This window comes from Kibdelosporangium banguiense (genome assembly GCF_017876405.1).
Taxonomy (GTDB): domain Bacteria; phylum Actinomycetota; class Actinomycetes; order Mycobacteriales; family Pseudonocardiaceae; genus Kibdelosporangium; species Kibdelosporangium banguiense.
In genome coordinates, this window is record NZ_JAGINW010000001.1 from 3,414,371 (window position 1) to 3,426,878 (window position 12,508).

Consider the following 12,508-nt stretch of genomic DNA (forward strand, 5'->3'; position numbering starts at 1 on the left):
CATGAAGTTCGCGCGTTTTGGCATGTCCGTCGCCGGTGTGACCCTGGCTGTGATGGGCATTGCCGCGCCCGCGGCCTCCGCCGCTCCCGCCGGGGAGCCGTCGGACGTCACGCCGATGATCATTGGTGGCGGTTATGCCACCAACGCCCCCTGGGCAGCACGGTTGTTCGTCAACGGCCAGCAGAACTGCACGGCCACGATCATCGCGCCGACCTACATCCTGACCGCGGAACACTGCGTCAGCAACAGGACTGCCACCTACACCTTCCGGATCGGCAGCCTGGACCAGACCTCCGGCGGCCAGATGCGTACCGGCATCACCAACCAGATCGTCCGCCACCCGTCGGCCGATCTCGCGATCGTGCCGCTGACCCAGTCCTACAGCGGCACCTACTCGCCGCTGGGGACCACGGCGAACGTGGCGACCGGCCAGAACGCGCAGGTCTACGGCTGGGGTGCGACCTGCACCGGCCAGCCCGAGATCAACTGCCAGTCGCAGCGGCTGAAGGTCGCCACTGTGCGGGTCACATCGGTGGGCTGCAGTGACTACCGCGGTGGCATCGCGGTGTGCGGCACCCGGGTCAACGGCATCACCGCCGGTGGCGACTCCGGTGGCCCGATGTTCTCCGCCTCCGGCTATCAGGTCGGTGTCGCGTCCACAAGCGACCGTTCCACCCGCACCGCGTACACCAACGTCACCCGCTACCGCCCGTGGATTCAGGCCAACGCGGGCGTCTGAGATCAACTGATTGAGTGAAGCGGGCCCGGGGATCCAAGCCCGGGCCCGTTTTCCGGTGTCCGAACCGGATTGTCAACCCGTTCGGGGACTCCCGCCGCGACCGGCTTTGGTCCATTGTGGAGCGCATGTGTGAGGCGGTCGCCGCGTCGCCCAACTGCCAGCGGCTGCTGGCCGGTGGGCGGCACATGCTCTTCGGAGTCAGTCTGTTCAACAGCTTCTTCTCGCAGGCCCGGCTGCTCGAGCTGGCCGCGTGGGCGTTGGTGCGCTTCGACTCCGTGCACTTCCTGATCGCCGACACGCCGAGCATCCACACGCTGGCCGCAGTGGGGTACTCGCCGCAGAGAGCGGCCGTCAAGGTCGAGCAGGAGGCCCGTCGGGTCCGCAGCCGGGTGCATCGAGCGCTGGCTGACGTGGGCGCCGGCGATCCGGACGGCATGTTGCTGGGCTGGTCGGACCTGGAACGGAATCCGGGATACCTGAAACTGCGCGATCTGGTCCGCACGGCCTTCGACGATGATGAGCGATTCCGGGCGTCCTGTCTGGCGGTATCCCGCGCCTACCTCCGGCACCGCGGCGAGACGCCGACCGAGCAGCAGGTGATCACGGCGAGTGCGTACTTCCTGAACGAACTCCCGATCGGCATGGACACCCCGTCGATCCTGGGCGTGCCCGAGTCGCTGTGCGCGTACCACCGCGTGCTCGCGTTCGCCGACGTGCTGCAGACCGGTCCTGGTTGGCTGGCCCCTTCAGCCAACCAGGGCTATCTCATGGTGCGAACTAACGGTTGAGCGCCGCTCGGATCGGCTCCAGCGCGGCGATGGCGTCGTCCAGGCTGTCGGCGTCGTCCCAGAGATCACGCCACTCGGACTCCTCGTCCAGGACGCGTGCGATCGCCCGTACCGCGAGTTCGACGAAGTCCTCCGGCAGGTCGATGCTGCCGCCGTCGGTCAGGAAATCCGGCCCGTAGACCGAATCCACCTCCGGGCCATCGGGTTGCTGCGACGCGACAATGGCCGCGGCGGCGATCGCCGCGCACGCATCCGAGTTGTCCAGATACTCGGTGTTGTCGGCGGCGGTGGTGAGGGCCTCGCGGATCAACTGCGGTCTGTCGTCCGGCGACGCGTCGGTCAGGTCCCCCGCGAAGTCGGCTGCCGCGTCGTTGTCGAAAGGCCCCACGTCCCATGCGCCCATAGGTTTGCTCCTCGCGTGTGATGATCGTGCGCGGCAAACCTACTCGGCAGGTTCAGAGGTCCAGCGGCGGTATGTTCAGCCGTCCGACCCGGGGCTCGCCGCGCTCGTAGTCGAGCACCGCGGTACCGGCCGGATCGAGTCCGAAGTGGACACCCTGGGTGGCGGGCTGGTCGAGCCAGCGTGCGATCAGCACCCGGCTGAAGTGCCCGTGCCCGACCAGAACCACGTCACCGCACGGCAGCAGCTCACGGACCCGGGCCAGCAGGGTGTCAGCACGGTCGCTGACCTCCTTGGCCTCCTCGCCGCCCGGGATGGGGTCCGTCCAGACCGTCCAGCCAGGCACCTGCTCGCGGATCTGGGACGTGGTCAGGCCTTCGTAGTCGCCGTAGTTCCACTCGGCGAGCTCTTCGGCCTTCTCGTCGACGGTGAACCCAGCAAGCTCGGCCGTACGCACGGCGCGTTCGCGAGGGCTCGTGAACACGCGGTACGGCGGCACAGCGCTGCCGCGCAGGGCGCTGATCACCAGACCGGCGCGCCTCGCCTGCTGCTCACCTGTCGCGGTGAGGGGGATGTCGGTGACGCCAGTGTGCTGGCCGCTCGCGGACCATTCGGTCTCGCCGTGCCGAAGGATGTACAGCGCCGACCCTGTTTCGACTGTCACCCGCCGATCGTAGGTTCGGGCACCGCTACGCGCGGTGCGTTTGAGATGTGAGCTGCGTCGTACTCTTTACAAAACGCTTGTCCTGTAAAGACTTGCCTGCTTTCCGGCGGCGCGCTCTGCTCAACGCCGCGACAAACGCCCATACCAGCTGTAACAGCATGATCCAGGGTGCCCGCCACAGCCGCCGCCCAATCCTTTCGGGTGACAGTTGACTGGTGTAGACCAATTGCGGTTTAGTGGCCGGAGTCACGTGACACAGGCGCGAAAACTCTTACCCTGCCTAAGGAGTTAACCAGTGTCCCTACGCCGCCTTGTGGCGGCCGTGGCCGCGTTCGCGGCCGTCGGCGCCATGGCGATCTTCTCGCCTGGTACATCATCGGCCGCTCCCGCGTGTGTCTCCGCATGGAGCGCCACCCAGGTTTACACCAATGGCATGACCGCGTCCCACAATGGTCACAACTGGTCCGCGAAATGGTGGACCCAGAACGAAACCCCCGGCTCCGCGGCCGTCTGGGCCGACCAGGGAGCCTGTGGCGGAGCACCGCCAGGCCCCGGCTGCGACTACCCGAACTGGCAGGCCGGCAAGGCCTATGTCACAGGTGACATCGTGCAATACACCGACGGCAAGTTCTACATCGCCGAGCACGACAACCCCGGCTACGACCCCGTGATCAGCACCTGGTTCTGGGAGCCGTACACCTGCGGCACCAACCCGCCTCCGTCTGGCGACTTCGTCGTGACCGAGGCCCAGTTCAACCAGATGTTCCCGGGCCGCAATAGCTTCTACACATACAGCGGCCTCGTGGCGGCGATGAGCGCGTACCCAGGCTTCGCCAAGACCGGCAGTGACACGGTCCAGAAGCAGGAAGCCGCGGCCTTCCTCGCGAACGTGCACCACGAAACCGGCGGCCTGGTCCACATCGTCGAACAGAACGAGGCCAACTACCCGCACTACTGCGACGCAAGCCAGCCCTACGGCTGCCCTGCCGGCCAGGCGGCGTACTACGGCCGTGGCCCGATCCAGCTGAGCTGGAACTTCAACTACAACGCGGCCGGCAATGCCCTCGGCCTTCCCCTGCTGACCAACCCATGGCTGGTGCAGAACGACGCGGCCGTGGCCTGGAAGACAGGTCTCTGGTACTGGAACACCCAGACCGGCCCCGGCACCATGACCGGCCACAACGCGATGGTGACCGGTGCGGGCTTCGGTCAGACCATTCGCAGCATCAACGGCTCGCTCGAATGCGACGGCCGCAATCCGGCCCAGGTCCAAAGCCGAGTGAACAACTACACCCGGTTCGTCGGCATCCTCGGTGTCCCGGCAGGCCCGAACCTCTACTGCTGATCGCTATGCGAGCGGATCGACGCCCGTGAGCCGCGCACTTGCGTCCCAGAGCTTCTTCGCGTCCGCCGGATCGACGAAGTGCGGGCGCGGACTCTCGGTCTTCGGCTTGCCTCTCGTCGAGAACAGGCCCCGCGGCCCCAGCAACTGCCCGCCCTCCACTCCAGGATCAAGCACGGCCCTGACGGCAGGCCATGCGCCAGAATCCTTACCCTGCAGCAAAACCTTTGCCGGCGACGCCCACGCTGAATGTCCGGTCGCCACCGCGGGCCTGTTCGGTGTGAGCGAATCAAGCGCCCCACCTGGATGGGTCACGACGCACCTGACTGTGCTGCCGGCAGCCCGCAACCGTCGATCAAGCTCAAACCCGAACACCATCTGCGCGAGCTTCGACCGTGCATACGCCCGCATGGTCTTGTAGTTCCGCTCAGTCTGAAGATCATCGAAATCCAGCCGGGCACTGCGGGCCATCAGACTCCCCGTGACGACAACCCGGCCGTTCTCCGCAAGCTTCAGCCAATGAGTAAGCGCGAAGTGCCCAAGATGATTGGTCGCGAACATGACTTCGTTGCCATCCGCGGTGGTCTTACGCGTTCCCGCGCCGAACATCCCCGCGTTGTGAACAACCGCGCCCACAACCCCCACCTCATCCGCCGCGGCCTTCACCGACCCCAAATCGGCAAGATCAAGCCGTACCTTCCGCACATCGGCCCCGGGCACACGCTCCCGGATCACCCCGATCGCCGCATCAGCCTTCCCCGGATTCCGGCTCCCCAGAACAACCGACGCCCCCGCCCCGGCAAGCTGCTCAGCAACAAAGTACCCAATACCGGCATTTCCCCCAGTGACCAGCACGGTCCCGCCCTGCTCCATACCGGCAGCCTAACCACGCCAAGACCGGCCCCGAACGCGAAACGGCGCCCACCTCACCGGTGAGCGCCGTTTCAGGTCAACTGACCTCAGCCCTGCTTGGTCTCCCAGAAGATCTTGTCAATCTCGGCGATCAGGTCGAGCAGTTCCTGGCCCTTGGCCGGGTCCATGCTGCCCTTGGCGCCGGCGGCGCCCGCGGCCTTGGTGGCCTTGTTGAACAGCGTGTGCAGCTCGGGGTACTTGTCGAAGTGCGGCTGCTTGAAGTAGTCGGTCCACAGCACCCACAGGTGGTGCTTGACCAGCTCGGAGCGCTGCTCCTTGATCAGGATGGCCCGGGAGCGGAACTCCGGGTCCTCGTTGCCCTGGTACTTCTCCTGGATGGCCTTGACCGACTCGGCCTCGATCCTGGCCTGGGCGGGGTCATATACGCCACACGGCAGGTCGCAGTGCGCGGTTGCCTCCAGCCGCGGGCGCACGAAAGCCCTGATCCGCGACGAGAGTCGCATGGTGCCTCCCTGGCAATAGCACCGAGATATCCGCACCTCGGCGCGCTTCTGATTACGGATGCTCCGACAATGGGGACCTTACTCGCGCGGATGGGCGGCGGCAGGCGGAGGTGATCGAATGAACCATCCCTTGGGCCGCTGGCCGATACGGCGGGTGACTGTGCGCGGGCCGTCGATGGCGCCGACGCTGAGGGACGGCGCGACCGTACTTGTGCGGAGATCGGCTCGGGCGCGTGTGGGAGACGTCGTGCTGGTGCGGTGGGCGAGTCGGCCGGGTCAGCTGTCGATCAAGCGGGTTGCCCGGCCGGGGTACTTCGTGGTCGGGGACAACCAGCTGGCGTCGACGGACTCGAACCAGCTCGGCATGGCCGAGGTGCTTGGGGTGGTGATCTGGCCGATCAGAGCAGCGTCGCGTAGTGGGCCAGGCATGCCTCGTACGTAGGCAGCAGGCCCGCGGCCTCGGCTTCGGCCAGGGTGGGCGCTTTGGTGTCCTTCTCCGAGAGGATCGGGTCGATGTCGGTGGGCCAGGGCAGCCGCAGGGACTCGTCCATCGGGGTGATGCCGTGTTCACCGGACGGGTTGTAGCCAGTTGAACAGAAGTAGCTCATGGCTGTGTCGTCTTCCAGCGCCACGAAGGCGTGACCGAGGCCTTCGGGGATGTAGAGCGCGCGGTAGTCGCGGGAGTCGAGGGTGACCGCTTCCCACTGCCCGAAGGTCGGCGACCCCACGCGGACGTCCACCACGATGTCCATCAGCGAGCCGCGCGGGCAGTACACGTACTTCGCCTGCCCCGGCGGGGTGTCGGCGAAGTGCACGCCGCGGATGGTGCCGCGCTTGGAAACGCTGTGATTCGTCTGGCCCAGCCGCAACGGGTGCCCCACCGCCTTGGCGAACACCTCGTCCTGGAACGGCGCCGCGAACAGGCCGCGGCTGTCGCCGAACAGTTGCGGAGAGAACTCGAAGACACCCGCAATCGACATCTCACGTACCTGCATGCCCATCAGCCTAGAACTCCGCGTTTGCCCCACAGCCAGGCCGTAGGCGGCCAGACGGCTGAGCCGGGTGCGCTACTCATCGTGACCTTGAGGCTGGAGCTCACCCGCCAGTGTCCCTTGCCCGTGGCACAAAGGTTTCCATGTAGCGCAGTCGGGTGACACGATCAAGGAACGCTTTCCGTCCATTCCCCGGTCACTACGCTGGAGGGGCAGGCACTTCGGAGGGAAGGAGGGGAGAATGAACAGATCGCTTGACGAAGGGCTGACTGTCAGAGCAGTCGGTCCTGCTACCTCGGGCGCGCGCATCCCCCTCAGCGAGCTCGCGCGCATCGCGTCGAATCTCCAAGCCACTCTGGAACGTATCGCCTTGTCCATCTCTGGTGTCCGCGCTCGGGCCGGCAGACGGCCGTCGGATATCGCTGAAGCCGTCCGGATGGATTTCGCGGGCTTCAGTGGTGGCTCTGCCGTGATGCGACTATTACCAGCAGAAACGTCAACACTCGACAACCTGCTGGACGCCTCATTCGACACGCTAGTCACAGGAATCGAACACATACAGCAGACCGGAGAGAAGCCGGCCGAAGAACTGGGCACGCACTTCACGCCGCTGGTTCTCAACGGACTCGCGACGCTGTGTGGCGGCATTGGCCGAAGAGGCCTGACCCGGATCGAGTTCAGCGTCGGGGAGACCGTGCTGTTCACCCTCGACAGTCGCGTCCGGTCCCAACTCCGGCAGATCCAGAAACTCAACACCGCGAGTCAGACGACCATCGTGGGTCGCTTGCATATGGGCGATTTCGAACCGCTGTCCCTGAAATGCCGGATCGACACGACGCTGGGAAGTGTGTGGTGCGATTTCGACATCGATCTGAAGGAGGACGTCTTCAATCAGCTGGAACAACTGGTGATGGCGAGCGGCTCGGCCGAGCTGCAGTCCGACGGAACCGTCAGAGTGCTGCACCTGGTGGAGTTGACCGCCATCGAGACCTCCCAGTCGCGCACGCTTGAGGATCTGGCCGCCGAGCAGGGCGTGCGGCCGCTACATGATCCTGAACAGCTTCGCGGTGCCCCCATCGAGGACTTCGACGAGTTTCTAGCCGCGCTCCGTGCGGCGCGTGGTGACGAATGAGCAACTTCATAGTTGTCGACACGGATGTCTTCTCCTGTCTTTGGCAGGGCCGGAAGATCTCGCCCTCCTACCTGAACTCCTTGCGTGGCGCGACTCCGACCCTGTCGTTCATCTCCATAGCGGAGGCACATTTCGGCGCGATCAGCGCGAACTGGGGTCAGAAGAAGATCTCGCAACTAAAAGCTGCCATCCGGCCCTACGTGGTGGCTCCATACACTCCGGATATGGCCGCGCTGTGGGGGAAACTGAAAACTGAGGCGCGCAAAGCCGGGCATGCCCTGGGGCAGGCGCAGAACACAAACGATCTATGGATCTGCACGACGGCCGTGTTCTACGGTGCCCCGCTGATGACGAATAATGTTCGTCACTTCCAGATGATGCCGGGCCTGCAACTCGTCCAGCCATGAGGTGGCCGACGCCGTCAACGCTCGTGGCCAGGAATCGGCCATGACCGCAGCGGCTCTGGGGTGCTGGAGTGAGCTTCGGGGGACTACGCCGAGTCGCAGGGCTCGTGCCGGGGAGCCCGGCTGGAGGCGGCGCTTTCTTGTTCGCCGACGTGTTCGGCTTCTCTTGACCGATTGTGAAGGCGCTTGCCTGCGGTCTTGTGTACAAACCGGACGGACGTCTTGCGAAAATTGGGTCTGACATGCGGAAATCATGGGGGAAACTGTGATCCCCACCGCAGACACTGCTGTGTGGATGTGCGAGGCTGTCTGAACCGCAGCGTCCGCGGTTGCCCCGTCAAACCAAGCGGCGGGTGCGGCCGGGCGGTCGACGCCGCTCGACATCCGGTGCCACCGCGCCGGGTATACCGGCGCCGTTTCCCCCACCCAAGCACGCACTTTGAGGACGCCTCCTGTGACTGCAACTGAAGACCTGGCCAAGCCGGTGACCGACGACGAGATCTTTCGCGCGCACGAGGGCGGCAAGCTCGACATCGGTGTTCCCAGGCCGATCTCCGATCCGCGCGCGCTGGCCATCGCCTACACCCCGGGTGTCGCCAAGGTCAGCCGCGCCATCGCCGAGGACCCGAAGGCCGCCGCTCTCTACACCTGGACCCACCGCTTGGTCGCGGTTGTCAGTGATGGCACCGCGGTGCTGGGTCTCGGTGACATCGGCGCGTCGGCCAGCCTGCCCGTGATGGAGGGCAAGTCCGCGCTGTTCAAGACTTTCGGCGGGCTCAACTCCATCCCGCTGGTGCTCAACACGACCGATGTGGACGAGATCGTCGAGACCCTGGTCCGCCTGCGCCCGTCGTTCGGCGCGGTGAACCTTGAGGACGTCTCCGCACCGCGCTGTTTCGAGCTGGAAGCCAAGCTGATCGAGGCGCTGGACTGCCCGGTCATGCACGATGACCAGCACGGCACCGCCGTGGTCGTGCTCGCCGCGCTGCGTGGCGCCGCAACGGTGACCGGCAAGCCGATCGACCAGATGCGAGTGGTCATCGCGGGCGCGGGCTCGTCGGGCATCGCGTGCGCGAAGATCCTGATCGCGGCCGGCGTCGGTGAGGTCACCCTGCTGGACTCGCGCGGGATCATCCACCCCGGCCGGGACGGCCTGAACGCCTACAAGGCCGAGCTTGCGGAGATCACCAACGCCAGAGGCCTGCGCGGCGGTATCGCGGACGCGTTGCGGGGCGCGGATGTCTTCATCGGCCTGTCCTCCTCGCAGGTCCCCGAGGAGCTGATCGCCTCGATGGCCCCGCAGGCCATCGTGTTCGCACTGTCCAATCCGGACCCCGAGATCCACCCGGACATCGCGCGCAGGCACGCCGCCGTGGTGGCCACCGGCCGCAGCGACTTCCCGAACCAGATCAACAACGTCTCGGCCTTCCCGGGGATCTTCCGCGGCGCCCTGGACGCGGGCGCCCGGCGGATCACCGAGAACATGAAGCTGGCCGCGGCCGAGGCGATCGCCGCCTGCGCGACCGACGAGCTCGACGCCGACCACATCATGCCGAGCGCGTTGGACCCCCGTGTTGCCCCGGAGGTGGCACAAGCCGTGGCCGCCGCTGCGGTCAAGGACGGCGTTGCCTGAGCGTTGCCAATATCGGGCTTGAAGCGCCGCCAGACAAGCACTGGCGGCGCTTCGGCCTGCTCACGGCTGGCTTGATCGCGTTGGTCATTTGCGCCTCGCAACACGCCCGACATCGCCCCAGCCAGGCTGGGAGAAGCACAGCGAAAGATGTCGGTCGCGTGGGGCGGGGTGGAAATGGCCGACTTTGGCGATCAAGCCTGTCCGAGCGGAGCGAGGACAATCCAACACTGCGGTAGCCTGATCGCGCGGCGGGAGGTACGTATCCAGGATGGCGCTCGGCCCGCCCGAGTTGAGGCGCGGGAAGGGTGGCACCGTGGCCGAACTGGTCGAGCCTGCGGGGCCGGCGCGTGAATCGGTGACCGATTCGCTGCCGGCGGAGGCGGGCTGGGTCCGGTGTTCGGACGGATTGGTGGTGCAGGCGAATCTGGGTGCGGCCACGCTGGCCGGGGTCCATTCGCCGGAGGAGCTGATCGGCCAGTCACTGGCCGGCCTGCTCGCCGAGGACACGGCCGGTCAGCGCGTCCTGCGCCCTGACGGCACATCTGTCGAGGTCACAGCTCTGCGCCTGCACGATGACGGCGGCCCGGCCACGGTTGTTTTCGCGCCTGCGGTCAACGGCCGCTTCGGCGCCGACGAATTGATCGAGGCGCAGCGCGTGTCCCGGCTCGGCAGCTTCGTCCACGAAGTCGCCGAAGGCCGGACGTACTACTCCGAGACGCTGTACGACCTGCTCGGTGCTTCCCTGGACGGTGACGACGCCGAAGCGCAGCTGCTGTTTCGCACGCACCCGGAGGACCTGCCCACGGTGGTGGAGTTCCGGGAACGGCTGATGGAGGCTCGTGAGGACGAGCCGATCGAGCTGGAACTGCGGGAACGTGAGAGCGACCGGGTCTTCTCGGTCCGCGCGCAGCCGGTGTTCGACGATGAGGGCGCTGTGTACCGGGTCCGTGGCGTCGTCCAGGACATCACCAACCTGCGCGTGCCGGACCGTCAGCGCGGCCTGGACCGCAGACTGTTCGAGGACGCCCAGCGCGTCGCGTTGCTCGGCACATGGGCGTGGAACACCGCAACCGGCGACTGTGTCTGGTCGACGATGCTCTATGAGTTGTTCGGCGTCGAGCCGCGAACGAGCATGACGTACGACGGCTACCTCGAATTCGTGCATCCGGATGACCGGGCCTGGGTGGACCGGACCTGGCGCCAGCTCGCGGAGAACGGCGATCCGGTGGTCTGCGAATACCGGATCGTCCGTCCTGACGGGTCAGTGCGTGTATTCCGCTGCCGCGGGGCCTCTTTCGCCGGGCGCAAGGACGGTCCGGTGATGGTCGGCACCGCACAGGACGTCACCGAGCAGCGGTCGACCGAGAGCCGGATGCAACGCTCCAGCCAGCGGTTCACCGATCTGGTGGCGATCACCCCGGTCGGGATCGGCCTGTTCGACGCGGGTGAACGCCTGGTGGACGCGAACGACGCGCTGTGCAGGTTGCTCGGTATGGACCTGGAACGGTTGCGGGGCATGACCGCGGAGCGGCTGACGCACCCGGACCATGATCCGGCGGCCCGGCTGGAGGCCGGCCAGCGAGTTCTGATGACCGCCGCCGGTGAGCCGGTGTACTGCGAACTCAACGTCGTCTCGTCGGTGGCCGATGACGGCCGTCGCTTCTGGCTTGTGGTGTTCCAGGACGTGACCGAACGCCTGCGGGCCGCGGAGTTGCTGCGCCACCAGGCCACCCATGACGATCTCACCGGCCTGCCGGGCCGGGCCGCGGTGAACGAGCTGTTGGCCGAGCTGCTCACCGGGCCGGACGCGAAGGATGTCGCCCTGCTGTTCTGCGACGTCGACAACTTCAAGCGAGTAAACGATTCCCTTGGCCACGACGCCGGCGACGAGCTGTTGATCGCGCTCGCCCGGCGGCTTGAGGACGGTTTGCCTGACGGCTGTACGGCCGCGCGGATGTCCGGTGACGAGTACGTGGTGATCTGTCGTGACCAGACCAAGGTCGGTGGTGTCGACGAGCTGGCCAACAAGGTCGCGCACCTGTTCCGGACCGCGGTTCCGGTGCGGGATCAGCTTTTGCGGGTCTCGGCGTCGGTCGGCGCGGCCGTGCCGACGTGCCCGGAGACGACGGGCGCGGACTTGCTGCGGTTCGCCGACGCGGCCATGTTCGAGGCGAAAAGACGTGGTGCCGGGCGGGTTTCGCTCGCCAACGCGGCACTGATCGCGTCCGCGGACAGCCAGATGGTGCTGGAAGGCCAGTTGCGCGAGGCGTTGGGCAACGACGGTCTCGAACTGCACTATCAGCCGGTCGTCGGGGTGGACGGGGCGATCCTGTCGGCCGAGGCGCTGGTGCGCTGGCCGCACCCGGACCGGGGCTTACTCACCCCGGGCCAGTTCCTGCCGGTCGCCGAACAGGGCGACCTGCTGCGTGACCTGGACCGGTGGGTGTTGCGGACGGCGTTGCAGGAGGCCAAGACCTGGCCGGTGGTGGACGGCCGCCAGGTGTCGGTGGCGATCAACCTGGCCGGCCTGGTGCCCGGCGACCCGGAGTTCGTCGACGTGGTGGCGACCGCGATCGCGGGTTCCGGTGTGGAATGGGAACGAGTCGTGCTCGAGCTCGTGGAGACGAGCTTCGTGGATCTGCCGTCGCGCAGCCGGACCGCGATGGCCGATCTGGTCAGCCGGGGCGTCCGGTTCGCTGTGGACGACTTCGGCACCGGATACTCCTCTTTGGCCAGGCTGAAGGACCTGCCTGCGCAGATCATCAAGGTGGACCGAAGGTTCGTGGCCGGGATCGGCACCGACGAGTCGGATTTCGCCGTTGCGCGTGCGGTGGTCGATTTGGCCCGTGCGATGGGCCGCAGTTGTGTGGCCGAAGGTGTCGAGACGGCTACCCAGTTCTCGATGTTGCGGGACATCGGTGTGGACGCCTATCAGGGCTGGTTGATGTCGCGCGCCGTGCCTGCCGAGGCGTTCCGGGCGTTGCTGGGCCTGGGGCCGCTGCACGTGCCCAAGTAGGGCTCCACGCTGGCCATATGCT

Annotated in this window: 13 protein-coding genes; 8 read left to right on the top strand and 5 right to left on the bottom strand. The window is 66.5% G+C overall.

Annotated features, from left to right (window positions below; genetic code table 11):
• The first annotated feature begins 1 nt into the window (after position 1).
• Positions 2 to 739 carry a S1 family peptidase gene (locus tag JOF56_RS16300; protein WP_209638670.1) on the top strand — a complete coding sequence of 246 codons (738 nt, stop codon included), beginning with the start codon at positions 2 to 4 and terminating at the stop codon, positions 737 to 739.
• Positions 740 to 864: 125 nt separating this feature from the next.
• A complete protein-coding gene (locus JOF56_RS16305) occupies positions 865 to 1,527 on the top strand; it encodes a tRNA-dependent cyclodipeptide synthase (protein WP_209638672.1) in 663 nt (220 codons plus the stop codon).
• Here the strand turns inward: JOF56_RS16305 and JOF56_RS16310 are convergent.
• Together JOF56_RS16310 and JOF56_RS16315 are read right to left on the bottom strand one after the other, a co-directional pair.
• Positions 1,517 to 1,930, bottom strand: coding sequence for a DUF4259 domain-containing protein (locus tag JOF56_RS16310; RefSeq protein ID WP_209638674.1), 414 nt, complete (start codon positions 1,928 to 1,930; stop codon positions 1,517 to 1,519). The genes JOF56_RS16305 and JOF56_RS16310 overlap by 11 nt on opposite strands.
• Before the next feature lie 52 nt (positions 1,931 to 1,982).
• Complete coding sequence (locus JOF56_RS16315; RefSeq protein ID WP_209638677.1) at positions 1,983 to 2,591, bottom strand: histidine phosphatase family protein; 609 nt, start codon at positions 2,589 to 2,591, stop codon at positions 1,983 to 1,985.
• Positions 2,592 to 2,886: 295 nt separating this feature from the next.
• On the opposite strand from JOF56_RS16315, the gene JOF56_RS16320 reads away from it, so the two are divergent.
• Positions 2,887 to 3,936 carry a glycoside hydrolase family 19 protein gene (locus JOF56_RS16320; protein ID WP_209638679.1) on the top strand — a complete coding sequence of 350 codons (1,050 nt, stop codon included), beginning with the start codon at positions 2,887 to 2,889 and terminating at the stop codon, positions 3,934 to 3,936.
• Between the two features lie 3 nt (positions 3,937 to 3,939).
• Here JOF56_RS16320 and JOF56_RS16325 read toward each other — a convergent pair whose 3' ends face one another.
• Together JOF56_RS16325 and sodN are read right to left on the bottom strand one after the other, a co-directional pair.
• A complete protein-coding gene (locus JOF56_RS16325; protein ID WP_209638681.1) occupies positions 3,940 to 4,806 on the bottom strand; it encodes an SDR family NAD(P)-dependent oxidoreductase in 867 nt (288 codons plus the stop codon).
• Positions 4,807 to 4,892: 86 nt separating this feature from the next.
• On the bottom strand, positions 4,893 to 5,309 hold the full coding sequence (gene sodN / locus JOF56_RS16330) for a superoxide dismutase, Ni (RefSeq protein WP_209638683.1): 417 nt from the start codon (positions 5,307 to 5,309) through the stop codon (positions 4,893 to 4,895).
• Positions 5,310 to 5,427: 118 nt separating this feature from the next.
• On the opposite strand from sodN, the gene JOF56_RS16335 reads away from it, so the two are divergent.
• The gene (locus tag JOF56_RS16335; protein WP_209638685.1) at positions 5,428 to 5,751 is read left to right on the top strand and encodes a S26 family signal peptidase; all 324 of its coding nucleotides are present in this window, start codon (positions 5,428 to 5,430) and stop codon (positions 5,749 to 5,751) included.
• On the opposite strand, the gene rfbC is transcribed toward JOF56_RS16335, so the two are convergent.
• Positions 5,708 to 6,304, bottom strand: a complete 597-nt coding sequence (gene rfbC / locus JOF56_RS16340) for a dTDP-4-dehydrorhamnose 3,5-epimerase (protein WP_209638687.1) — start codon at positions 6,302 to 6,304, stop codon at positions 5,708 to 5,710. The genes JOF56_RS16335 and rfbC overlap by 44 nt on opposite strands.
• Positions 6,305 to 6,737: 433 nt before the next feature.
• Here rfbC and JOF56_RS16345 point away from each other — a divergent pair, with 433 nt between their 5' ends.
• The 4 genes from JOF56_RS16345 (at position 6,738) to JOF56_RS16360 (ending at position 12,486) form a co-directional block, all read left to right on the top strand.
• Complete coding sequence (locus JOF56_RS16345; protein ID WP_209638689.1) at positions 6,738 to 7,433, top strand: hypothetical protein; 696 nt, start codon at positions 6,738 to 6,740, stop codon at positions 7,431 to 7,433.
• Entirely contained in the window at positions 7,430 to 7,840 is a 411-nt protein-coding gene (locus JOF56_RS16350; protein ID WP_209638691.1) for a type II toxin-antitoxin system VapC family toxin, read from the top strand. The genes JOF56_RS16345 and JOF56_RS16350 overlap by 4 nt, the downstream gene beginning before the upstream one ends.
• 451 nt (positions 7,841 to 8,291) lie before the next feature.
• A complete protein-coding gene (locus JOF56_RS16355) occupies positions 8,292 to 9,470 on the top strand; it encodes an NAD(P)-dependent malic enzyme (RefSeq protein ID WP_209638692.1) in 1,179 nt (392 codons plus the stop codon).
• Positions 9,471 to 9,783: 313 nt separating this feature from the next.
• On the top strand, positions 9,784 to 12,486 hold the full coding sequence (locus JOF56_RS16360; protein ID WP_307855126.1) for a bifunctional diguanylate cyclase/phosphodiesterase: 2,703 nt from the start codon (positions 9,784 to 9,786) through the stop codon (positions 12,484 to 12,486).
• Positions 12,487 to 12,508: the final 22 nt, after the last annotated feature.